The following is a 23,008-nucleotide window of genomic DNA, read 5'->3' as shown; positions in this document are numbered from 1 at the left end:
CACCTTCGATGCGCGGCGCGCTCGCGCTGGCGGCCGAGGTTCGCGCGGGACGCGTGAGTGCCGTATCGCTCATGCAAACCGTGCTCGCCGATATCGCCGCGCGCGACGGCGCGATCCATGCCTGCGCACAAACCTTCGACGAGCGGGCACTGCACGACGCGCGGCGGATCGACGGCCTCGTGCGGAACGGACGTGACCCAGGCCCGTTGGCGGGCGTGCCGTTTCTCGTGAAGTGGAATTTCGACGTGGCGGGCTACACGACGGTCGCGGGATCGCCCGCGCGCGCCGCATTGCCGGCGGCCGCCACCGATGCGTCAGCGGTCGCGCGCCTGTGCGCGGCCGGCGCTGTGCCGGTCGGCGCAACGCATATGGACGAACTCGCGTGCGGCGCCACCGGCGTCAATCCGCACTATGGCGCGGTGCGCCTGCCGGCCGACCCGGCGCGCATGACGGGCGGGTCGTCGGGCGGCTCGGCCGCCGCGGTCGCCGCGGGATACGTACCGCTCGCACTCGGCAGCGACACCAACGGCTCGATCCGCGCCCCGGCGGCGCTGTGCGGCGTGTGGGGGTTTCGCCCAAGCGATGGGCGGCTGTCGCGAGCCGGCTGCCTGCCCTATGCCGAATCGCTCGACACGGTCGGCGGATTCGCGAACGATATCGACGACCTTGCCATGCTGTATGACACACTGTGCGAACCGAATTCATTGCGCTCGCAACCGATTCGCGATTCGGCCGCCCCGCTTCGCGTCGCCGTGCTCACGGGCGATTTCGAACGTCACGCGGATGCGGATGCGCAACGCGCGGTCCGGCGCGCGGCGGTCTGTCTGCATGCGGGCGATGCGGTGCAGGTCGACAGCGACGAAGTCGCACACGTGCGTGAAGCGGCGATCGCGGTCTCGAATGTGGAGCTGGCCCACACCCACCGCGGGCTGCTCGACGCGCCGGCGGTGCTCGTCTCCGAACGCCTGCGGTCACGCATCGCAACCGGCCTCGCAACATCCGACGCCGCCTATCGGGAAGCGCTTGCCTGCCGTGACGCCTGGCGCGCGCGCACCGAAGCGCTGTTCGCGCGCTACGACGTGCTGCTCGCGGCCGCGACGCCTTGTGCCGCGCCGCGCGTCTCCGACGCGAGCGTCGACGTCAACGGCGTCGCGCTCGAACCCGCGAAGACGCTCGGCCTGCTCACGCAGCCGATTTCGTTCGCGGGGCTGCCGGTCGTCAGCGCGCCGTGTTTCGTGTCGGGCGAACTGCCGGTCGGGGTGCAGTTGATCGGTGCACCGCAAGCCGAGGCGATGTGCTTCGACGCCGCGCGGCAATTCTCTGCCGCCTGGGGCAACCTGCCCCGCTAACGGCGCCCCCTTGGTGAGCCGCGTCACCGCGAGTATGCTTGCGGTTCGAGTCTCTCCAACCTGGGCGCCCGCACCGCGGCCAAGCGCCCCGCCAATGGCCACTTACACGATGGACTTCGACGTAATCGTTCTGGGCGCAGGCATCGTCGGCGTCTCCGCCGCGCTGCACCTGCAGGATCGCGGCCGCAAGGTCGCCCTCGTCGACCGCGGCGCACCCGGCGAAGGCACGAGCTTCGGCAACGCGGGGTTGATCGAGCGCTCGTCGATCGAACCGTATCCGTTCCCGCGTAGCCCGTTCACGCTGATGCGCTACGCGCTGAACCGCTCCACCGATCTCTACTGGCACAGCACGTCGCTGCCCGCGTTCGCGCCGTGGCTCGCGCGTTTCTGGTGGGAATCGGCACCGATGCGCCACGCCGCGGCCTCGCGCGACATGCTGCCGCTGATCGAGCGCTGCATCGTCGAGCACGACGCACTGATCGCCCGCGCCGGCGCAGGCGAACTGGTGCGCGCGAGCGGCTGGATGGAAGCGTTCCGCACGCCGGCCGCGTTCGAACGTGCGGCCGCCGATGCCGGACTCACCGCGCGCCGCCACGGGCTCGGCATCACGCCGCTCGATGCCGCGGCACTCCGCGCGCAGGAACCGAGCCTCGCGCCCGGCTTCTGCGGCGCGCTGCACTGGCTCGATCCGAAAAGCGTCGTCGATCCGTCCGCGCTCGTCAAAACCTACGCGCACCTGTTCGTGGAAGGCGGCGGCACGCTGCTCACCGGCGATGCCGCGAGCCTCGAGGCGCTGTCGCCCGGCTGGCAGGTCACGACGGACGACGGCAAGATCGCCGCGCCGTCCGTGGTCGTCGCGCTCGGCCCGTGGTCCGACACGGTGTTCGGCAAGTTCGGCTACAAGATTCCGCTGCGCGAGAAACGCGGCTATCACATGCACTACGCGCCGTCCGAGCGCGGCACACCGTCGGCACCGATCGTCGATCGCGAATACGGCTACGTGATCGCGCCGATGCGGCGCGGCTTGCGGCTGACGACCGGCGTCGAGATCGCGCGGCGCGGCCTGCCGCCGACGGGCGTGCAGCTCGATCGTGCGGAACGCGTCGCGCGCCCGGTGTTCGGCTTCGGCGAGCGGCTCGATCCGCAGCCGTGGCTCGGCTTCCGGCCGTGCACGCCGGACATGCGGCCGGTAATCGGCCCCGCGCCCGCCCATCGCGGGCTATGGTTCTCGTTCGGGCACAACCATCACGGGCTCACGCTCGGCCCCGTCTCCGGCCGCCTGCTGGCCGAAATGATGACGGGCGAGACGCCGTTCACCGATCCCACACCCTACCGCGCCGACCGCTTCTGATGCCGAACGCCTGAACATCGGAACGTCGGAACGCCCGTTCGCCCGCGCTCAGTCGAGCGCGCGACCGAAGATCTCGATCACTTCGTCGAGATGCTCGGCCATCGCGCGACGCGCGGCCTCGGGGTCGCGCGCACGGATCGCGTCGAGGATCGCGCGGTGTTCGCGCTCCGACCGGTGCGGCATGTCGTTCGGCATGTACAGCGACTGCAACCGCTGGAACATCAGATCGTACTTGTGCGCGAGCAACTGCTTGATCATCAGCGCATAAGCCGGGTTGTCGCTCGCTTCCGCGATACGGATATGAAACAGCCGGTCGCCCGGATGCGTGAGCGAGCCGCTGCGGTTGTCGTCCTGGTTGCGCAGGAACGCCTCGTGAATGCCTTCGATCTGCGCGTCCGAGCCGTGTTTCGCGGCGAGCGACGCGGCTTCCGGCTCGATCAGCCGGCGCGCCTGCAACAGCGCGAACGGCGGGATTTCGGTATCGAGGTCGAGCGCGATGCCGAGCTCGGGATCGATCTCGACGATCGAGAACGGCGCAACCGTCGTGTCGATCCGCGGCGCCGGCGCGGCAGCCGCCTCGGGCTGGCGCACCTTCACGCCGTCGCCGACACGCACGCTGACGAGCCCGTTCACTTCGAGCGCGATCAGCGCCTCGCGCACCGACGTGCGCGACACGCCGAAGCGTTCGGCCAGTTCGCGCTCGGGCGGCAGATAGCTGCCCGGCGGGAAGTCGCCGGACTCGATCATCGCGCTGAGCTTGTCGGCGATCTGCTGGTAGAGGCGGCGGTTCTGAATCGGCTGGATGGACATACGTCGATACGGGTAAGCAGTTGCGTTGCGGACGGCCTGACCAATGAAGCGAACACGTCAGGCCGTTCGCGCCTATTTTATATGCCGGGCTTCGAATCGCCCGGCACCGCATAGCAACGTGCGGCCGTGCCACCCCACAACGCGGTGCGCTCGGCGGCCGACAAACGCGCTTCGGCCCAGCGCTCGACCAGCGACGCGACTTCGTCGTACGACGCCGCGAGCAGGCACACGGGCCAGTCCGACCCGAACATCAGCCGCTGCGGGCCGAATGCGTCGAGCGCCGCATCGAGGCATTGCTCGATGTGCCGGAGATCCTGCCCGCGCAGGCCGCGCCGCCAGTCCGTCTCGGTCACGAGCCCCGACAGCTTGCACACGACATGCGGCAGCGCGCCCAGTTCGCGCAGCCCGGCACGCCAGCGTGCGAGCGCGGTTGCGTCGCGGTCGAACGCGGCAAGCGCGGGCTTGCCCGCATGATCGAGCACGAGCCAGTGCGCATCGTGCCGCGCGCAGAACGCACGCACGTCCGGCAACTGACGCTCGAGCACGAGCACGTCGTACACATAGCCGTTCGCCTGCAGCCACGCGACACCGCGATTGAACGCGGGATCCGCGACGAACGCGCCGACGTCGGGCTCGTCCTGCACCTGGTGACGAAAGCCGCGCAGCTTCGGGCTGCCCCATTCCGCGATGCGCTCGGCCAGTGCCGGCGCACCGAGATCCTCCCAGCCGACCACGGCCGCGATGTGCGCGTCGTCGCGAGCGAGCTCGAGCAGGAACGCGGTCTCGTCGCGACCGCTACGCGCCTGCACCGCGATCGATGCGCCGAGCGCCTGCGCATGCATCTGCGGCCACAGCGCGTCGGGCAGGTAGTCGCGGGCAAGCACGCCCATCCCCGGGCCGATCCACGGATAGTCGGCCGCACGGTAACGCCAGAAGTGCTGATGGGAATCGATACGCACTGCGCCCATGGTGTCCTCGTGGTTCGCCGTCATCAGCCGTCAGCCGCCGCCGTCCGCCGCGTCACGTGTCGCCACGCTCAGTCGTACAACACGGCCGCGATCTTCGGGTCGTCGATGTTGGTCTTGTCGTACCAATAGAAACCGGTATCGATGACCTTCGGCAGCTTCTCGCCCTTGATCGCCTTCACGGCCGCTTCAACGGTCTTGTAGCCGATCCCGATCGGGTTCTGCGTGATCGCGCCGGCCATCAGCCCGCTGCGGATCGCGTCCTTCTGCTGCTTGCCGGAATCGTAACCGACGATCACGACCTTGCGCTTCATCTCGCGCACGCCGTTGACCACGCCGATCGCCGAGCCTTCGTTGGTGCCGAACAGGCCCTTGAGCTTCGGATACGCCTGCAGGATCGACTTCGTCACCTCGGTCGACTTCAGTTGATCGCCCTCGCCGTACTGCACGGTCACGACCTGCACCTTCGGGTGCGCGGACTTCATCCGTTCGAGAAAACCGTCGCGTCGATCGATGCCGGTGCGGCTCGTCTGGTCGTGCGCGACCACGGCGACCTCGCCTTCGTCGCCGATCAGCGCGGCGAGCTTGTCGGCGGCGAGCGACGCGGCAGCCTTGTTGTTGGTCGCGGCGGTGGTCACCGGGATGTCGCTGTCGACGCCCGAGTCGAACGCGATCACCGGGATCTTCTCGGCCTGCGCCTTCTTCAGGAGCGGCAGCGCGGCCTTGCTGTCGAGCGCCGCGAAGCCGAGCGCGGCCGGCCTCTTCGCGATCGCGGCGGACAGCATGTCGATCTGCTTGTCGACCATCGCCTCGGTTTCGGGGCCTTCGAACGTCACCTTCACCTTGTAGTCTTTCGCGGCCTGCATCGCGCCGGATTTCACGGCCTGCCAGAACTGATGCTGGAAGCCCTTCGAGATCAGCGGGATATAGGTCTCCTGCGCCTGCGCGCCGGCCGTCACGCCGACGGCGAACGTCAGCCCGACGATCGCGTTCAACACCTTGCTCCTGATCACTTCGCGTCTCCTTGGTTGGTATCGACTGAAATGCCGGCCCGGCCGGCGGTGAAGCGCCTGTGTGCCTGTGTTCGTGCTTGCGTGCTTGCGTGCGTCAGCGGCGGCGCCGGCGCAGGATGTCCACGTAGACGGCGAGGATGATGATCACGCCCGTCACGACCGTCTGCCATTCCTGCGCGACCGACATGATGCGCAGGCCGTTGGTCAGCACGCTCATGATGAACGCGCCGATGATGGTGCCGACGATGCTGCCCGCGCCGCCCGACAGCGACGTGCCGCCGATCACGACGGCCGCGATCGCATCGAGCTCGTAGCCCTGGCCGAGCGCGGGCTGCGCGGAGTTCAGCCGCGACGCGATCAGCAGCCCGGCGATCCCGCACACCGCGCCGCTGAACGTGTAGACGGCGATCTTCCACGCATCGACGTTCACGCCGGACAGCCGCAACGCTTCCTCGTTGCTGCCGAGCGCGAACGTGTAGCGGCCGAAGAGCGTGCGGTTCAGCACGATCGACGCGCCGATCGCGACGAGGAACAGGATCAGCACCGCGTTCGGAATCGGCAGCGCGGGAATCAGGTTGCCGATCAGCGAATCCTGCGCGATCGACGTGAAGCCCGGCGTGTCGTTGAAGTAGATCGGCCGCGTGCCCGAGATCACGAGCGACAGCCCCTTGAGCAGCATCATCATGCCGAGCGTCGCGATGAACGGCGGCACCTTCATCTTCGCGATCACGAAGCCCGACACGCTGCCCGACAACGCGCCGAAGCCCAGCGCGGCCAGGATCCCGAGCGGCAGCGGCATCCCCCACTTCGTCAGCACGACGCCGGCCATCACCGCGCAGAACGTCATCAGCGTGCCGACCGAGAGGTCGATGCCCGACGTGATGATCACGTACGTGCAGGCGACGGCCAGCACGCCGTTCACGGCGGTGGCCTGCAGGATCGAGACCAGGTTGTCGACTTCGAGGAAGTTCGGCGACGCGACGCTGAAGAACACGATCAGCAGCACGAGGCTCGCGAACGCGAGCAGCTTCTGCCGCGCGGCCGGGTTGAAGAAGCGCGACTTCAGGCGCGATGCGGCGGCCGGCGTGTCGCCGGTGGCCAGGGGCGGAACGGGATGCGTATCGTTGGACATGGTCGGGTCAGCGTCTGAATCGGGGCTATCAGGACAATACGGTCGACTCGCGCTGCGTCGCGAGCTGCATGATCTTTTCCTGCGTGGCGTCGGCCGCGCGCAATTCGCCGGTCACGCGCCCTTCGCACATCACGAGAATCCGGTGGCTCATGCGCAGCACCTCGGGCAATTCCGACGAGATCATCACGATCGCCTTGCCGTCGGCGGCGAGCGCATCGAGCAGCTTGTAGATCTCGCTTTTCGCGCCGACGTCGATGCCGCGGGTCGGCTCGTCGAAGAACAGGATGTCGCAGTCGCGCAGCAGCCACTTCGCGATCACGATCTTCTGCTGGTTGCCGCCCGACAGCAGCCGCGCCGGCTGCGCGACCGACGGCGTGCGAATCGCGAGCTGCCGCACGTACGACTGCGCGGTGTCGCGCATCGCGCGCGCGTCGAGGAACACGCCGCGGCGCACGAAACGCCGCATGCTCGACAGCGCGATGTTGTTCTGCACGTCCATCCCGACCGCGAGCCCGAAGTGCTTGCGATCCTCGGACAGGTAGCCGATGCCGTGCTTCACCGCGTCGGCCGGCGTGCGGATCGTCACGGTCCTGCCGTGCACGCGGATCTCGCCCGCGTCGACCGGATCCGCGCCGAACACCGCACGCGCGACCTCGGTGCGGCCCGCGCCCATCAGCCCCGCGAAGCCGAGAATCTCGCCGCGCCGCAGCGTGAAGCCGACGTCGCGGATCGCGCGGCCGCGCGACAGGCCGCGCACTTCGAGCGCGATGTCGTTGTTCGACGTATCGGGCGGCGTGCGGAACGCCGTATCGAGCTGCCGGCCAACCATCATCGCGATGATCGCGTCCATCGACGTGTCGGCCATCGGCACGGTCGCGACATACTTGCCGTCGCGCATCACCGTCACGCGATCGGCGATCTGGCGCAGCTCGTCCATCTTGTGCGAGATGTAGACGATGCCGACGCCGTGCGCGCGCAAGTCGCCGATGATGCGGAACAACTCGGCGATCTCGGCGTTGTTCAGCGCGGCGGTCGGCTCGTCCATGATCAGCACGCGCGAATCGAACGACAACGCCTTCGCGATCTCGACCATCTGCTGCTTCGCGACCGTCAGCCGGCCGACCGGCGTGCGCGGATCGAGATCGAGCCGCATCCGCGCGAAGATCGCGGCCGCGTCGCGGTTGAGTTTTTCTTCGTCGACGAACACGCCGAAGCGGCCGCGCGGCTCGCGCCCGATGAAGATGTTCTGCGCGACGCTCAGGTGGTTCATCAGGTTCAGCTCCTGATGGATGATGCCGATGCCGAGCGCCTGCGCGGCGCGCGGATCGGCGATCTCCACCGCGCGGCCATCCATGCGGATCTCGCCGCCATCGCGCGGGTAGACGCCGGCGAGAATCTTCATCAACGTGGATTTGCCGGCGCCGTTCTCGCCCATCAGCGCATGCACTTCGCCGGCGCGCAGGTCGAACCGGCAATCGTCGAGCGCCTGCACGCCCGGAAAGCGCTTGCTGACGCCGGTCAACGCAATCAGCGCGGCAGCGGCGGGGGCGGCGGTCGTCGGGTTCAGGTCGGGTTGCATGGCTCGCCGTCCTCAGCCGATCGCGCGATCGAGATGCGTATAGCCGCCATCGACGAACAGCCACTGGCCCGTCGTGTGCGATGCGCGCGCCGACAGCAGGAACACGGTCGTGTCGGCAATCTCGTCGGCCGTCGTGAAGCGCTGGCCGAGCGGTACCTTTGCGGCGATTTCCGCGACCTTCGCATCCGGGTCGTCGAAGCCGGCGATCCAGTTCTGGTAGAGCGGTGTCATCACTTCGGCCGGGATCACCGCGTTCACGCGCACGCCGTCGTTGCGCAGTGCGACCGCCCATTCGCGCGTCAGCGCGAGTTGCGCGCCCTTCGACGCGCAATAGCCGCTCGTGTTGCCCTGCCCGGTGACGGCCGTCTTCGACGAGATGTTGACGATCGCGCCGCGCGTCGCCTTCAGGTGCGGCACGCAGTAATGCGCCATCACGTAGTAGTGGATCAGGTTGCGTTCGAGCGATGCGACGAACGCGTCGCGCCCGGCGTCGAGCCCGATGCCGTCGTTGATGCCCGCGTTGTTGACGAGGCCGTCGATGCGGCCGAAGCGAGCGACGGTCTGCGCGACCGCCTCACGGCACTGCGCATCGTCCTGCAGCTCGACGTGCACGCACGCGGCACGCGGCTGCTTCTGCGTGATGGCGCGCCAGAAATCATCGTCGGGCGCGTGGCGCGCGAACACCACCGGAATCGCGCCTTCGCCGGCCAGCCGCATCGAGATCGCGGCGCCGATGCCCGACGCGCCGCCGGTCACGATCACGACCTTGTCTTGCAGATTCAAATCCACTTCGCGTCTCCGTCGTTCATGGTGTCGCCGCACAGGCCGTGCGCGGGGTGCACTTGCTTCAGCCGCGAAACCGGTACTGCTCCAGCGATTCCGGCTTCATCTCGATCGAGAAACCGGGCGCCGTCGGCGGCATGTAGGCCGCGCCGCGCACGACGCACGGTTCGACGAAATGCTCGTGCAGGTGATCGACGTATTCGGTCACGCGCCCTTCCTTCGTGCCGGAAATGCACACGTAGTCGATCATCGACAGATGCTGCACGTACTCGCACAACCCGACGCCGCCCGCATGCGGACACACCGGCAACCCGAACTTCGCGGCCAGCAGCAGCACCGCGAGAATCTCGTTCACGCCGCCGAGCCGGCACGCATCGATCTGCACGACGTCGATCGCGCCGCGCTCGATGAACTGCTTGAACAGCACGCGGTTCTGGCACATCTCGCCGGTCGCGACCTGCACCGGCGCGATCGCCTCGCGGATCTTGCGATGCCCTTCGACGTCGTCGGGGCTCGTCGGCTCCTCGATGAACCACGGCTTCGCGAACGCGAGCTCGCGCACCCAGTCGATCGCCTCGTCGACTTCCCACACCTGGTTCGCGTCGATCATCAGCTTGCGATCCGGGCCGATCACCTCGCGCGCGATCGTCACGCGGCGGATGTCGTCCTCCAGGTTCGCGCCGACCTTCAGCTTCACGTAGTCGAAACCGGCGTCCACGGCCTCGCGGCACAAGCGGCGCAGCTTGTCGTCGCTGTAGCCGAGCCAGCCAGCCGACGTCGTGTAGCACGGGTAGCCGTCACGCTCGAGCGCCGCGATCCGCGCAGCCTTGCCCGGCGCCTGCCGGCGCAGCAGTTCGAGCGCCTCGTTCGGCGTCAGGCAGTCGGTCAGGTAGCGGAAATCGACCGCCCGCACGATTTCCTCGGGGCTCATGTCGGCGACGAGCCGCCACAGCGGCTTGCCCACCGCCTTCGCCCACAGGTCCCACACCGCATTGACGACGGCGCCCGTCGCCAGGTGGATCGCACCCTTGTCGGGGCCGATCCAACGCAACTGGCTGTCCGACGTCACGTGCCGCCAGAAGCGGCCCATGTCCTCGCGAATCCAGTCGAGGTCGAGACCGACGACGAGGTGACGCATCGCGTCGATCGCCGCGCAGCAGATTTCGTTGCCGCGCCCGATGGTAAACGTGAGCCCGTGACCTTCGAGCCCGTCGTGGTCGGTTTCGAGCACGACGTACGCGGCCGAATAGTCGGGATCCGGATTCATCGCATCGGAGCCGTCGAGCTGGCGCGAGGTCGGGAAGCGCACGTCGAGGACGCGCATCGCTTTAATGATAGGCATGACGAACCATCCGGGAAAAGGTTTCAGGCCTGCACGGTGCGCTGGCGCTGCTCGCCGAGCCCGTCGATGCCGAGCGTGATGACCTGCCCGGCGCGCAGATAGACGGGCGGCTTCTGGCCGAGGCCGACGCCCGGCGGCGTGCCGGTCGAGATCACGTCGCCCGGCTGCAGGCTCATGAAGCGGCTCAGGTAGCTGATCAGGTGCGGCACGCGGAACACCATCGTCGCGGTGGTGCCGTTCTGATAGCGATGGCCGTCGACCTCGAGCCACAGCCGCAGCGCGTGCGGATCCGGCACTTCATCCGCCGTCACGAGCCACGGGCCGAGCGGGCCGAACGTGTCGTTGCCCTTGCCCTTGTCCCACGTGCCGCCGCGTTCGAGCTGGTATTCGCGCTCCGATACGTCGTTGACGACGCAGTAGCCCGCGACGTGCGACAGCGCATCGGCTTCGTCGATATAGCGGCCGCCCTGGCCGATCACCACGCCGAGCTCGACTTCCCAGTCGGTCTTTTCCGACCCGCGCGGAATCTCGACGTCGTCGTTCGGCCCCGAGATCGCGCTCGTCCACTTGCCGAACACGACCGGCTCCTTCGGCACGTCCATGCCCGATTCGGCCGCGTGGTCGGAATAGTTGAGCCCGATGCAGATGAACTTGCCGACACGGCCGACACAGGCGCCGAGCCGCGGCGTGCCGGCGACGAGCGGCAGCGACGACGGGGCGATGTCGCGCAGCCGCGCGAGCGACGCCGGTGTCAGCGCGTCACCGGCGACGTCGTCGAGCACGCCCGACAGGTCGCGAATCTTGCCCTGCGCATCGAGCAGGCCCGGCTTTTCATGGTGTTTGTCGCCAAATCTCAGCAGTTTCATGTCGTATGAACGGAAAGTGAATGAAGCGGCGCGGTCAGTTTGACGCGGTCGGCTAGACACGGTCAGTTTGACCAGCCGCCGTCGATCAGGTGAATCGCGCCGGTGGTGAACGACGCTTCGTCGGACGCGAGATACAGCGCGAGCGCGGCCACTTCGTCCGCGGTGCCGATGCGCCCCATCGGCTGGCGCGCGACGAATGCCTGGCGCACGGTATCGGTCGATACCTGGCGCGTGCGCGCCTGCTCGGCGATCCGCTGCTCCAGCGACGGCGACTCGATCGTGCCCGGGCAGATCGCATTGCAGCGAATGCGCTGCTCGACGAAATCGGCTGCGACCGACTTGGTCAGGCCGATCACGGCCGCCTTGGTCGTGCCGTAGACAAAGCGGTTCGGCACGCCCTTCACGCTCGACGCGGCCGATGCCATATTGATGATTGACGCGCCGCCCGCTTCCAGCATCGCCGGCAGCAGCGCGCGGATCAGCCGGTACATCGACGTGACGTTCAGGTTCAGCGAGAACGACCACGCGTCGTCGTCGCAGTCGAGGATCGAGCCGTGGTGGACGAAGCCCGCGCAGTTGAACAGCACGTCGAACGCGCGTTCCTGCGCGGCGAGTGCCGCGACGTCGCCCGCGTCGGTCACGTCGAGCCGCCGCGTGGCCAGCCGGCCGCCCGCGCGCTCGGCGTGCGCCGCGAGTTGCGCGAGCGCGGCTTCGTTGATGTCGGTCGCCAGCACGTCGGCGCCCTCGCTCGCGAACCGCAGCGCGGTCGCGCGGCCGATCCCCTGCCCGGCCGCCGTCACCAGCGCACGCTTGCCCTGCAATCTCATGAGCAGTTCTCCCGTTCCTGTAGAAGCCGGCCAAGCCGGCTGATTGGCACAAAGGACCAAAGGTCCAACCAATCATAGAAACAGATCCGGGATTTGTCACGATCGCGTGATTCAGTATTTTCCCGAGCAGGAGAATCGGGGGGAAGGCGGCGTCGCGGGCCTCGAATGCCGTCTTTTTCAGGCCCCGGCGACTGGCCGCCTGTCGCGCCAAGTCAATACCGGCGGGCGTTTGCGCCGGTCCAAGCGCGACCGGGTCGCACGGCCGCCCGTTGAAACTGACAAAAAAGTCATGTTCTCGTCAGCGTCTCAACCGGGGGTGCGCGCCATCATGGTGTTGCCGGACCGCGCTTCCCGGCACACCGCACCCCGCCCGTCGCAACGCCCTGACGGGCATCTCCGTCCCCCGCGGTGTCCACGTGACTGAGCGAGCAGACACGGTGGCGCGGGCCGATTTTTCGCCCCGGACGTTCGCGTCCGGGGCGCTTTTGTCGTTGGTTTTCCAAGAAAATGCGCGTCGATTGTTTCTAAATCGGCAAAAGGTAATTTGAGCCAAACAGGATGTTTTTTCCGGTCACAGACGCTTACATTTAGCGCACCACTCATGGAAACCGCTACGGATTCGTCTCTGGGTAGTGACATCCACTGCCATGGCCGAACCCGCACGGGCTTTAGGAAACGGCAAAATGAAGGCCTCCAAATCCCTGCCTGCGCTCGATCCCGCCGACGTCCACGTCGAAATCCTCGAACGTTCCGATACGCTGCTCGTCGTCCGCTGGGTCGAACCCGGCCGCTGTCATTACGGCGAACAGCGCTGGCGCCGCCGCTTCGCGCAGCGCACCGGCACCTGCGCGCTGTCGCGCCAGGTCATCCAGCGCGGCGACGAAGTATTCCGCCCGGCCGAGCGCCCGGCTCCCGCGAACGCGGCCGCGATGATCTCCGCCGCCGAAGTGCTCGCGCTGGCCGGCAGCCGATAGCGCCGGCCGGCCGCGGCCTCCCCTGGGCCGGCTGCGAAACGCGCATGCCCGCCCTGGAAGTGCCGGTCTGATTCCCCCCGTCGAGCGGCTTCAATCGCGGCGTCATTCTTCATACTTATTGCACTTACGGAAACGAAAGCGTGTTGAAAGACTGATGCGACGCGCTACTGTTACCACGCAGGAAACAATCTATCGTCAAAATCAGTGTTTACCCTGAATCGTCCGGTGACTAACATTTGGTCAATCGCTCAAGACATGGTGTCGAGAGCGAAGCAAATAAAACACCGGAGGTCATCATGAAATCGCTCGTTTCCGCAGTTGTTGCCGCTGTCGCCCTGTCCGCCTCGTTCAGCGCATTCGCTCAAAGCACCGTGACCCGCGCACAAGTGCGCAACGAACTGGTCCAGCTCGAACAAGCCGGCTACAAGCCGGGCCTGGCGAGCCCGTACTACCCGAACGACATCCAGTCGGCGGAAGCGCGTGTTCATGGTGCCGACGCCAGCGGCTACGGCGCGCAACCGGCTCCGGTCGTCCACTCGGGCGCCCCCGCTGCCGCAGCGTCGTCGAACGCTCGCGACTCGATCTTCTTCGGCCAGTAAGCCGACGCGCCCCCGGCGGGCGCACCGCGCACGCACATTGCGCGACGAAGCAGTATCCGGACGAGCCCGTCATGCGGGCTCGTCTTTTTTTGTGAAACGCATACCTCCGCCGCCCGGCAACGGGAGGCTTCGCCCGGGCGCCATGCGTCCGGGCGCTTTTTCGTCTGCGGGAAGAACGTGGCGTTCAGCCGTGCGGCGCAAGCAGGAACGCGCCGACCATCCGGTGCAGCCGCGCCGCCTGCGGGCTGGTGCCGAGCGCACGCCAGCAGCCGTGCACGAGCCCCTGCCCCATCCAGTAGCGCGCAGCGCCGCCGGCCGCAAGAATCCGTTCGACGTACACGCGCGCATCGTCGCGCAGCGGATCGTGCTCCGCGCCGATCGCGAGCACGGGCGGCAGCCCGTCGAAACGCGACGCCGCGAGCGGCACCGATGCGCGCAGCAGCGGATCGTCATCGCGCTGCGCAACGTCCCGGTCATCCCCCCAGTACAGCGCGCGATAGCGATGGACATCGTCGAGCGTCAGCATCGGCGCGTGCGCTTCGGTTTCGCGCGCGGGCGATTGCGGCTCGATGCCGAGCATCGGATAAACGAGTGCGATCCCGTCGATGCCGCCCTCGCCCGCATCACGCAGCGCGGTCGCGACGGCCGCCGCGAGATTGCCGCCGGCACTGTCGCCCGCGAGCGTCAGGGGCCGTGCGCAGGATTCGAACGGCCACCGTGCCGCATCGCGCGCGGCGCGCGTGACGGCCAGGCAATCGTCGAGTGCGGCCGGTGCGCGATGCTCGGGCGCAAGCCGGTAGTCGACCGCGATCACGGCCAGCCCCGTGTCGGCCGCCAGTTGCGCGGCGATCAGTGCGTGACTGTCGAGCGAGCCGACGACGAAACCGCCGCCATGAAAGAACAGCACGGTGCCGCGCGGCTCGCCCTGTGTCCGCGCGTAGCGCCTCAGCGCGATCGCGTGTCCGGCCGGTGCGTACCAGAGCGCATCGTGCTGCACGACACCGGCCGGCAGGTCGGCGGGGGTCCACGCGGCCGCGAAGCGATCGTAGAGGCGGCGTTGCTCGTCGGGCGAGCGCGCCGCCGTGTCGGCCGGATACGCGGCGGCGACGGCGGCGACGAACGCCGCGATTTCCGGCTCGAGCATCGGGTGCGCTCCGCGGTCGAAGGTTGAACGTCGAACGTCGCCGCTAGCGGCGCGGCGGCAATCCGATCACGCGGCCCGCATACGCGGGTGCCGCGCAATCGCGCTGCAACGCATGCAGCTCGGCCACGTGCGCGGCGACGTCGTCGTCGAACGGTGCCGATTTCGCGCCGTCACGCGTGTCGACGTGCAGCAGCATCTGCTCGCTCGCCGACACCGCGCCTTCGTGCCCGTCCGCGAACAGTTCGAGGTAAAGATGCACGCGCTTCGCGTCGTGCGCGAACACCCGCGCATCGACGCGCACGCGCGTGCCTTCCTTGATCTCCTGCAGATAGTTCACGTGCGCTTCGAGCGTATAGACCGAGCGGCCCCGCTCGCGACGCACGGCGTCGTCGAGACCGATACGCTCCAGCAGCGCATCGGTCGCGAAGCTGAAGATCAGCAGATAGAACGCGTCGCGCAGGTGGCCGTTGTAGTCGACCCACTCGGGCCGTACGACGTCGCGGTAGATCGTCAGCGGGGTATCGCCGGTCATGTTGGTTCAGTCCTCGAATCGCATTCCGTGCCGCGCCTTCACCGCGGCGATCGCCTTCAGCACCTCGGTAATGCACTCGTCGCGATAACGTTCGAGTTCCTTGATGCTGCGCGTGCCCTGCTGTTCGCCCGTGCCTTCGACGACGCTGTCGATCAGTTCGTCGGTCAGCTTCGGCGCGACCAGCTTCGTCCATGGCAGTTCGAGCGCGGGGCCGAACTGCTGCATGAAGTGTCGCATGCCCGCGTCGCCGCCGGCCAGCGTATAGGTCAGGAACGTGCCCATGAACGACCAGCGAATGCCCGCGCCGAAGCGGATCGCATCGTCGATCTCGCCGGTCGTCGCGACGCCTTCGTTGACGAGATGCAGCGCCTCGCGCCACAACGCTTCGAGCAGCCGGTCGGCGATGAAGCCCGGCACTTCCTTGCGCACGTGCAGCGGCCGCATGCCGAGCTTGCGATAGATCTCCATCGCGGCCTCGACCGCTTCCGGCGACGTGCGCGCGCCGCCGAGCACCTCGACGAGCGGCAGCAGGTAGACCGGATTGAACGGATGGCCGACCACGCAGCGCTCCGGATGCGTCGCACGCGCATAGAAGTCGGTCGGCAGCAGCCCCGACGTCGACGACGCGATGATCGCGTCGGGCTTCGCCGCGCGGCTGATCTGTTCGTGCAGTTCGAGCTTCAGCGCCTCGCGCTCGGGCGCGCTTTCCTGGATGAAGTCCGCGTCGGCGACGCAGGCCTCGATCGTCGCTTCGAAACGCAGCCGCGCGCGATCGGCGCCCGGCGCGAGGCCGACCCGTTCGAGCGCGGGCCACGCATTCGCGACGCTCGCGCGCAACCGCTCTTCCGCGCCCGGTGCCGGGTCCCACACGACCACGTCGAGACCGTGCGCGAGCGCACGGCAAATCCATCCACTGCCGATCACGCCGGTGCCGATCGCGGCGAACGTCTTGATGTCGGTCTTCACAGCCATGTCAACGCATCCTTCAAATCGAGGGGAATCGAACGGCGGCCGCGCGCGTGCGCGTGCCGCCGGATTGAATCGGCATCAGCCGTCGAGACTCACGCGAATTCGGTCACCGCGCGGCGTTCGAGCGGACGCTCGCCGCGCGCCGGCAGGCCGAGCTTGCGACGCCCTTCGGCCGGCGTCAGCACGCGGGCGCCGAGGCGTTCGATGATGTCCCGCGCGCGCTCGACGAGCGTGCCGTTGGTCGCATGCACGCCGCGATCGAGCCAGATGTTGTCTTCGAGGCCGACGCGCACGTGACCGCCGAGCAGCATCGCCTGCGCGACCATCGGCATCTGCATGCGGCCGATCCCGAAGCCGGCCCAGTGCGCGCCCGGCGGCAGGTTGTCGACCATCGCCTTCATCGTGCCGGTGTCGGCCGGCGCGCCCCACGGAATGCCGAGGCACAGCTGGAACAGCGGCGGATCGTCGAGCAGCCCTTCCTTCAGCAATTGCTTCGCGAACCACAGATGGCCCGTATCGAAGATTTCCAGCTCCGGCTTCACGCCGAGTTCCTGGATGCGCTTGGCGCCGGCACGCAGTTGCGCGGGCGTCGACACGTAGATGTAGTCGCCATCGCCGAAATTCAGCGTGCCGCAATCCAGCGTGCAGATTTCCGGCAGCAGGTCCTCGACGTGCGCGAGGCGCGTGAGGCCGCCGACGAGATCGGTCCCCTTGCCGAAGCGCATCGGATCCTCGCCCGGGCCGATCTCCAGATCGCCGCCCATGCCGGCCGTCAGGTTGATGATCACGTCGACGTCGGCCGAGCGAATCCGGTCGACGACTTCGCGGTACAGGTTCGGATCGCGGCTGCCGCGCCCCGTCTGCGGATCGCGCACGTGACAGTGCGCCACCGTCGCGCCGGCCTTCGCGGCTTCGATCGCCGCGGCCGCGATTTCCTTCGGCGTGACCGGAATCGCCGGATGCTTGCCGACCGTATCGCCCGCACCGGTGACCGCGCAGGTGATGATGACTTCGTGGTTCATGCTGAATGCCCTCGCTTGATTCGCTGCTTGATTCGGTGTGTGTCGCTCGATTTACGTCGTACTGCAGATGATGTGTCGCTGCGCGCCACCCGCGGACGGCGCGCACGGGCCGTTACAGGCCAAGATACGCCTTCACGGCAGGCAGGCCGTCCTTGCCGTCGAACGTCTTGACGCCGGCGAGCCACGCATCGAGCACCTGCGGATTCTTCTTCAGGTAAGCCTTCGCGGCGTCGGCCGGTTTCGTCTTGTTCATCACCGACTGCATCAGCTGGTTCTCGAGCTGCGTCGAGAAGCGCAGGTTCTCGACCAGCTTGCCCGCGTTCGGGCAGCGCGAGATGAAGTCGGGCGCCGTCAACGTGTACACGCGCGCTTCGCCGTAGTTCGGGCCGAACGACGCATCGCCGCCGGACAGGTAGTTCATGCTGATCTGGATGTTCATCGGATGCGGTTCCCACCCGAGGAACACGACCCACTTCTTCTCGCGAATCGCGCGCTCGACCGTGACGAGCATCCCCGCCTCGCTCGATTCGACCAGCTTGAAGCCGCCGAGGCCGTACTGGTTCGTGTCGATCATCTTCTGGATCGTCGCGTTCGCGCTGCTGCCCGGCTCGATCCCGTAGATCTTGCCGTCGAGTTCCGCGCGGTGCTTCGCGATGTCCTCGAAGGTCTTCAGGCCGGCCTGGTATTCGTAGCTCGGCACCGCGAGCGTCGCCTTCGCGCCCGACAGGTTCGGCGGTTCGACCACGTTGATCGACTTGCTGTCGAGGAACGGCTGGAGCTGCTTTTGCTGCACCGGCCACCAGTAGCCGAGCGAGATGTCGAGCTGCTTGCTCTTCAGGCCGGCGAACGAGATCGGCACCGACGCGATCGTCGTCGTCGGCTTGTAGCCGAGCCCTTCGAACACCGTCGACGCGAGCGCCGTCGTGGACGTGATGTCGGTCCAGCCGATGTCCGCGAACCGCACGTTGCGGCAGGTCGCGGCATCCGTTTCGGCCTGCGCCGCGGTCGCGAACGCGCCGGTCGCCAGCACGGCCGCGACGAACGCGGCGATCTTTGTCGACTTCATGGTTTCTCCCCAGTGGACCGATGTCCGACGGGTTCGCGGAGTGCGTCCCGGCCTGCATCGTGGGAGTAAAAGTAACGAGCCATATTGGTCGCAAGACGACCGGCGGCGACCTGTTCTTGACTGTTTGCGACTATGAGTGGAAACCACTATGCATCAGCTGTGGCTTGCGTGGCGCGGGTTTGACGGGGATTTTGGCGGACAGGGGTTTGTCCGGATGCGGCGCGGGAGATATCGACTGGACGCCCGCCGGAGGCAGCACCTGCCGCATTCGAATGAATGCGGACAGGGTCATTCGGGAAGGGGCAAACGCGATCCGCGGCACCCGACACGTCGCTGCGCGGAATGCGGTACGGGAAAACGAGACGGATCGATCAGGTCCGTGCGGCGGCAAGCGCGTGGCCGAAATGTTCCACCGCGCCGTCGAAGCGCGCCGCGCCGACATCGAAGACCCAGCGGCGCAACGCGGGCGGCGCAGCAAGGCCCAGCTCCGCGAGCCGATACTGGGTGTCGATCACGGCCATCACGGCGTTCACCATGGCTGCCGGCATGCCTCCGGTGACGGCGGTCGTCAGCCCGCCGTCGAGTATGCTCGGCGCAAACGCGGCGCTTTCGACACCGTGCTGCATCGCCGTCCGCGCGGCCGTGGCGGCGGCCTGCGCGGTTGTTTCGATCGTCCAGCTTGCCGGATCGCCGAGTCCGACCAGCAACACGGTACGCGCCGAGATGCCCGCGGGCACACGGCTGATCAACAGCGTTTCCATCGGCGCGGCCGAAAAACGGCCTTCGCGCCGCAAGCCGGTGAGCGCACCCGACAGTGCGGCGTCGAGATGGCGTAATCCGCCCGTGGGGCCATCGCCCGTCGCCTCGCGGGCAAACATGCAGCCGCAGGAAAGATCGACCTGCGCGCCGACGCCGTCCCATGCGGCGACCTCAAAGGACACATCGCGCCGGCTGCCGATGTTCTGCCGAAGAACCATATCGCCTCTCGTGTAAGGTCAGGTGATGACGGGCTTGCCGTCGCTTGCGCCAACCAGGCGGGCGATCTCGCTCGCGCCGCTGCGCCGGTCAGCGCCGCTTCATTGAAAGTTTGCTCAGTACCGCGGCCCAGATCATGGCCCGCGCATTGGACGGCGCCGGCCGTCCGCTTGGCCTGAACACCTCGTAGCCCGGAACGATCTCCGCCCCCGAGAGCACACATATCCCGGGCCGCGATGCGCGTGCCAGGCGCCAGGTCTGCTCGCCGTAGTGGGCGCGTCCGGGCTCGACCCATCGCACCAGCAACAGGCCTTCCACGTGTTCCAGGATCTCGATTTTCGGACGTGTCGTCGAGCGGTAGGCTGAATCAAGGGCAGAGACAAGAATCATTCTTGCATGGGCCGATGCGCCTTTCGGACTGAACACCGGATCGCCGCACATGACCTTTGCTCCGGAAAACGAGCATTGCCCAGAGCGCAGTGCGCGGCCCGGTATCCAGCGTTGCTCCTCTTCATCCGCTTGTCCGGGCTTGCGCCAGCGCACGAGCAACACATCATCCGCGTACTTCAGTATCTGCACCAGTCCGTTCATTTACCATTACCCGCTCCGCAGTTGCGCGGTATTGCCTGCGTCTGCTGCAGACTGCACGTCCATTGGCACTCATGCATCGAAAGCCGGCCGGCGATCGAACGCAACCGGCCACACGTGCGTGGCCGGTTGCGTTGCACTTACTGCTTGGCGGCAAGACCGAACGCGTAGAGTTTGTGACTCGTGCCGTCGTACGGCAGGCCGAGCACCTTGGTGTGGTAGCCCGCCCCCCAGTACACCGACCCATCGACGATTGCAGCGCCCGACACCACCGCGCCGTTGTTCTCGTAACTCCACTTGATCGCGCCCGTCGCCGCATCGAGCGCATACATGCTCGCGCCCGTACCGGCCAACGAGCCGGCATAGACGACACCGTTCGCGGCCGACATCGCCACCGTGTCCATCTTGCCCTGCGGGTCGGCCGTGCGCCACAGCACCTTGCCGGTGGCGGCGTCGATTGCCGCCCAGATGCCGCCCTTGGTCGTCTTCTGGCCGTTCGGACCGTTGTCGACGTCGATCGACGCTCCGTTCAGGTTGCCGATCGACACGTAGATACGCTTGCCGTCAGCGGCCGTCCCCCACAGCATGCCGCCCAGCAGGCTGCCCGGGCCGACCTGCGTATGCCAGAGCACCTTGCCGGTCTTGGGATCGAGCGCCCAGTACACGCCGCTCTTCGCACCGGCACCGAGCACCGTCCTCTCCTTGCCGTCGATGGTCGTCTTGAACAGGTTGGGCCCCGAGCCGAAATCGTAGTCCGGGCCATCGTCGTGGTTGTAGTTGGTCGACATGTCGGCGGCCAGCGTGCGGCTATGCCAGGCTACCTTGCCGGTTTTGAGATTGAGCGCGACGAAGCTGTCGATCATGTTGTCCGGCGTATCGCCCTTGCAGTTCTTCTGGGTCGGAAAACGGCAGTGGCCCGGCGGCACCGAGAAGTTGTTGCCGGTGGTCACGTAGAGCAGGCCGGTCTCGTGGTCGACCACGGCCGTGTTGCTCCATATCGAACCGCCGGTATACCCCTTCGGCACCATATAGGTCTTCCACAGCAGCTTGCCGGTCTTCGCGTCGAGGGCGACCATGGCGCCGCGGTAGGTCGGCTTGTCCTTGAGCGCCTCGGCACGCGACGAAAGGCCGACATACACCACGCCGCGATCGACGATCGGCGATTGGGTGATGATCGCGGTCGGATCCGAATCCACCTTGGTCCGCCACAGCGGCGCGCCATCGTCGGCCTTCGCCGCCATGATGAACGCGCCGGTCGGGTTGTTCGCGACCTGGGTGCCCTGACCGAAGATCAGCGTGCCTTCCCAGTACGCCGGGCTGGTGCGCGACGCATCGTTTTCGATGCCGCTGTATTCGGTGATCTTCTTCTTCCACTTCACCTTGCCGCTGGCGGCATCGACCGCCCAGAGCGAGCCGCCGAAGTCCGGCACGTACACGGTGCCATTGGCGACGGTCGGCGTGGCCGACACGTTGCCGTCGGTGTCCAGCGTCCAGCGCGGCGCAAGCTGCGCGACGTTATCGACGCCAATGGTGTGTTCGTCCGGCGCGGTGCGCGTATTGTCGACCCCTTGACCGGCAAAGACCCAATCCGCCGCCGCACTCGGACCGCTTGCGAGCATGCCGAACAGCCCAAGCGTTCCGATCATGGCTGGCGTACGCCGGCGCCATGAGGCAAGTGCATCCTTCTGCTTGTTGAATATTTTCATGACACCACCTTAGCGAGAGAAATACGACCGATGACCGGCCTGGCGGAAATGGCCGCGACGAAAAAACCCCGGCGAACCGAGGCAACAGCGAGCGGCCCGGGTGCCGGCGATAGCCGTCCTGCCCGGGCACAGGAAAGCAGGGACGCAATCGATCCGGCCCGGATGGACCGTCCGGCGCAGCATTGGCAACCATACGAGGCGTTCATTTGCGAAGCGTGACTCTGCATCTGCATCGATGACACTTGCGTGCCGATGGCAACACCGCATGACGACGAGCTAACCGTTGCGCCGGTGCACCGGCAGATCCGTCGCTCAGAACGTATGCATCATCCCCACATACGCCCCCGTCTGCGACTCGCCCGTCATCGGGCTCGTGCCCGACGTCGCATCGCGCGGCGACGCGAGCAGCGAGAAGTTCGAATTTCCGCCGTTGCGCACATACGCGACCGTGCCGTACAGGAACGTGCGCTTCGACAGGTTGTACGTGGTACCGAGCACGTACATCATCGCGTGGCCCGACGGATCGTGCGATGCATCGCCGCCGCCGTCGCCGACCTTCACGTAGTACCCGCCGCCCGTCACCGCCCACTGCGGCGTGGCCGTATACGTCGCGCCGAGCCAGTAGTGATCGGCACGATCGGCGACACCGGCCGGGCTGTCCGGCGCCTGGTAGTGCGTATACGCGCCCTGGATCTTGAACTTCGACACCTTCACGTTCGCGCCGACGAAATACTCGCGCGACGCGGTGAAGATGTTGCTGAACTTGCCGTTGTTGTCGCGCAGTTCGTCGTACATGCCGCGCACGTCGAACAGCGGCGAGTGGTACGACAGCATGATCCCGTCCGAGCGGCCGAAGTCGTCGGCCGCGCCGTAGTTGAAGCCGCGCGATTGATTGCCGAACGCATATTGCGCCTGCACGTCGAAGCCGCCGATCACCGGGCTGTGATATTCGATGTTGTTGCTGGTCTGCTGCCAGTTGCGGCCGCGCACGAGCGATGCGGATGAAAACGCCTGCTGGACGAACGGATCGAATTCCCACACGCCGTCGCTGTCGATGAACAGGTTGCGGCCGGCCTGCAGCTGGCCCCACGTGTCGCTCTTCAGGCCGACATACGCGCGGCGCGACCACATGCGTCCGCCGCCCGTCGTGCCGTTCATCACCTGGAACGCGGTTTCCAGGTTGAAGACGGTCGACATCCCGCCGCCGAGATCCTCGACGCCTTTCAGGCCGAACATGCTGGTGCCCCAGTCGCCGCCCTCCGCGCTCCAGCGCGTCGAGCTGCCGTTCGGCGTCGCGATGTGGTTCAGGTATTCGACGCCGCCGTCGACACGGCCGTACAGCGTCACGCTGGTCTGTGCGAGCGCGGCGGCCGGTGCGGCGGCCACGATCAGCCATGCGAAATGTTTGAGTCGCAA

22 protein-coding genes are annotated in these 23,008 nt (G+C 67.1%); 4 read left to right on the top strand and 18 right to left on the bottom strand.

Annotation, left to right across the window (positions count from 1 at the left end; translation table 11 throughout):
• The first annotated feature begins 8 nt into the window (after window positions 1-8).
• Window positions 9-1,349 carry an amidase family protein gene (locus ACTJKF_RS29945; protein ID WP_440628617.1) on the top strand — a complete coding sequence of 447 codons (1,341 nt, stop codon included), beginning with the start codon at window positions 9-11 and terminating at the stop codon, window positions 1,347-1,349.
• Between the two features lie 109 nt (window positions 1,350-1,458).
• Complete coding sequence (locus tag ACTJKF_RS29940) at window positions 1,459-2,700, top strand: NAD(P)/FAD-dependent oxidoreductase (protein ID WP_440628601.1); 1,242 nt, start codon at window positions 1,459-1,461, stop codon at window positions 2,698-2,700.
• A gap of 48 nt (window positions 2,701-2,748) precedes the next feature.
• On the opposite strand, the gene ACTJKF_RS29935 is transcribed toward ACTJKF_RS29940, so the two are convergent.
• From ACTJKF_RS29935 to ACTJKF_RS29895, 9 genes are all read right to left on the bottom strand, one after another.
• Complete coding sequence (locus tag ACTJKF_RS29935; RefSeq protein ID WP_440628600.1) at window positions 2,749-3,510, bottom strand: FadR/GntR family transcriptional regulator; 762 nt, start codon at window positions 3,508-3,510, stop codon at window positions 2,749-2,751.
• Window positions 3,511-3,587: 77 nt separating this feature from the next.
• Entirely contained in the window at window positions 3,588-4,478 is an 891-nt protein-coding gene (locus ACTJKF_RS29930; RefSeq protein WP_440628599.1) for an amidohydrolase family protein, read from the bottom strand.
• Window positions 4,479-4,546: 68 nt separating this feature from the next.
• The gene (locus tag ACTJKF_RS29925) at window positions 4,547-5,488 is read right to left on the bottom strand and encodes an ABC transporter substrate-binding protein (protein WP_440628597.1); all 942 of its coding nucleotides are present in this window, start codon (window positions 5,486-5,488) and stop codon (window positions 4,547-4,549) included.
• Between the two features lie 94 nt (window positions 5,489-5,582).
• Entirely contained in the window at window positions 5,583-6,620 is a 1,038-nt protein-coding gene (locus ACTJKF_RS29920) for an ABC transporter permease (RefSeq protein WP_440628596.1), read from the bottom strand.
• 28 nt (window positions 6,621-6,648) lie between these two features.
• Entirely contained in the window at window positions 6,649-8,199 is a 1,551-nt protein-coding gene (locus ACTJKF_RS29915) for a sugar ABC transporter ATP-binding protein (protein ID WP_440628594.1), read from the bottom strand.
• A gap of 12 nt (window positions 8,200-8,211) precedes the next feature.
• Entirely contained in the window at window positions 8,212-8,988 is a 777-nt protein-coding gene (locus ACTJKF_RS29910) for an SDR family oxidoreductase (protein ID WP_440628592.1), read from the bottom strand.
• A 58-nt stretch (window positions 8,989-9,046) separates the two neighbouring features.
• A complete protein-coding gene (locus ACTJKF_RS29905) occupies window positions 9,047-10,324 on the bottom strand; it encodes an L-fuconate dehydratase (RefSeq protein WP_440628591.1) in 1,278 nt (425 codons plus the stop codon).
• Between the two features lie 23 nt (window positions 10,325-10,347).
• Window positions 10,348-11,190 (bottom strand): ureidoglycolate lyase, encoded by an 843-nt coding sequence (locus tag ACTJKF_RS29900; RefSeq protein ID WP_440628589.1) that lies wholly within the window; start codon window positions 11,188-11,190, stop codon window positions 10,348-10,350.
• Between the two features lie 62 nt (window positions 11,191-11,252).
• Window positions 11,253-12,017, bottom strand: a complete 765-nt coding sequence (locus ACTJKF_RS29895) for an SDR family oxidoreductase (RefSeq protein WP_440628587.1) — start codon at window positions 12,015-12,017, stop codon at window positions 11,253-11,255.
• 683 nt (window positions 12,018-12,700) lie between these two features.
• On the opposite strand from ACTJKF_RS29895, the gene ACTJKF_RS29890 reads away from it, so the two are divergent.
• Both ACTJKF_RS29890 and ACTJKF_RS29885 read left to right on the top strand, forming a co-directional pair.
• Window positions 12,701-12,991 carry a DUF3331 domain-containing protein gene (locus ACTJKF_RS29890; protein WP_006749506.1) on the top strand — a complete coding sequence of 97 codons (291 nt, stop codon included), beginning with the start codon at window positions 12,701-12,703 and terminating at the stop codon, window positions 12,989-12,991.
• Window positions 12,992-13,287: 296 nt separating this feature from the next.
• Window positions 13,288-13,590 carry a DUF4148 domain-containing protein gene (locus ACTJKF_RS29885; RefSeq protein WP_440628585.1) on the top strand — a complete coding sequence of 101 codons (303 nt, stop codon included), beginning with the start codon at window positions 13,288-13,290 and terminating at the stop codon, window positions 13,588-13,590.
• Window positions 13,591-13,774: 184 nt separating this feature from the next.
• Here the strand turns inward: ACTJKF_RS29885 and ACTJKF_RS29880 are convergent, their stop codons facing one another.
• From ACTJKF_RS29880 to ACTJKF_RS29840, 9 genes are all read right to left on the bottom strand, one after another.
• Window positions 13,775-14,734, bottom strand: a complete 960-nt coding sequence (locus ACTJKF_RS29880) for an alpha/beta hydrolase (protein WP_440628583.1) — start codon at window positions 14,732-14,734, stop codon at window positions 13,775-13,777.
• A 43-nt stretch (window positions 14,735-14,777) separates the two neighbouring features.
• Window positions 14,778-15,266, bottom strand: coding sequence for a thioesterase family protein (locus ACTJKF_RS29875; RefSeq protein WP_440628581.1), 489 nt, complete (start codon window positions 15,264-15,266; stop codon window positions 14,778-14,780).
• Window positions 15,267-15,272: 6 nt separating this feature from the next.
• Window positions 15,273-16,238, bottom strand: coding sequence for an L-carnitine dehydrogenase (locus tag ACTJKF_RS29870; protein WP_440628579.1), 966 nt, complete (start codon window positions 16,236-16,238; stop codon window positions 15,273-15,275).
• An 89-nt stretch (window positions 16,239-16,327) separates the two neighbouring features.
• Window positions 16,328-17,257, bottom strand: coding sequence for a 3-keto-5-aminohexanoate cleavage protein (locus ACTJKF_RS29865; protein ID WP_440628577.1), 930 nt, complete (start codon window positions 17,255-17,257; stop codon window positions 16,328-16,330).
• Window positions 17,258-17,369: 112 nt separating this feature from the next.
• A complete protein-coding gene (locus ACTJKF_RS29860; protein WP_440628575.1) occupies window positions 17,370-18,323 on the bottom strand; it encodes a choline ABC transporter substrate-binding protein in 954 nt (317 codons plus the stop codon).
• A gap of 371 nt (window positions 18,324-18,694) precedes the next feature.
• On the bottom strand, window positions 18,695-19,300 hold the full coding sequence (locus ACTJKF_RS29855) for a M17 family peptidase N-terminal domain-containing protein (protein ID WP_440628573.1): 606 nt from the start codon (window positions 19,298-19,300) through the stop codon (window positions 18,695-18,697).
• 88 nt (window positions 19,301-19,388) lie between these two features.
• Entirely contained in the window at window positions 19,389-19,688 is a 300-nt protein-coding gene (locus ACTJKF_RS29850) for a DUF3331 domain-containing protein (RefSeq protein ID WP_440628615.1), read from the bottom strand.
• A gap of 338 nt (window positions 19,689-20,026) precedes the next feature.
• Window positions 20,027-21,532, bottom strand: coding sequence for an outer membrane protein assembly factor BamB family protein (locus tag ACTJKF_RS29845; protein ID WP_440628572.1), 1,506 nt, complete (start codon window positions 21,530-21,532; stop codon window positions 20,027-20,029).
• 372 nt (window positions 21,533-21,904) lie between these two features.
• The coding region (locus ACTJKF_RS29840; RefSeq protein ID WP_440622824.1) for a porin at window positions 21,905-23,008 on the bottom strand (1,104 nt) is incomplete at its 5' end.

This window comes from Burkholderia sp. 22313, from assembly GCF_052045245.1.
GTDB lineage: Bacteria > Pseudomonadota > Gammaproteobacteria > Burkholderiales > Burkholderiaceae > Burkholderia.
The sequence above is the reverse complement of the archived record's forward strand: the minus strand, read 5'-3'. Positions and strand labels throughout refer to the sequence as shown.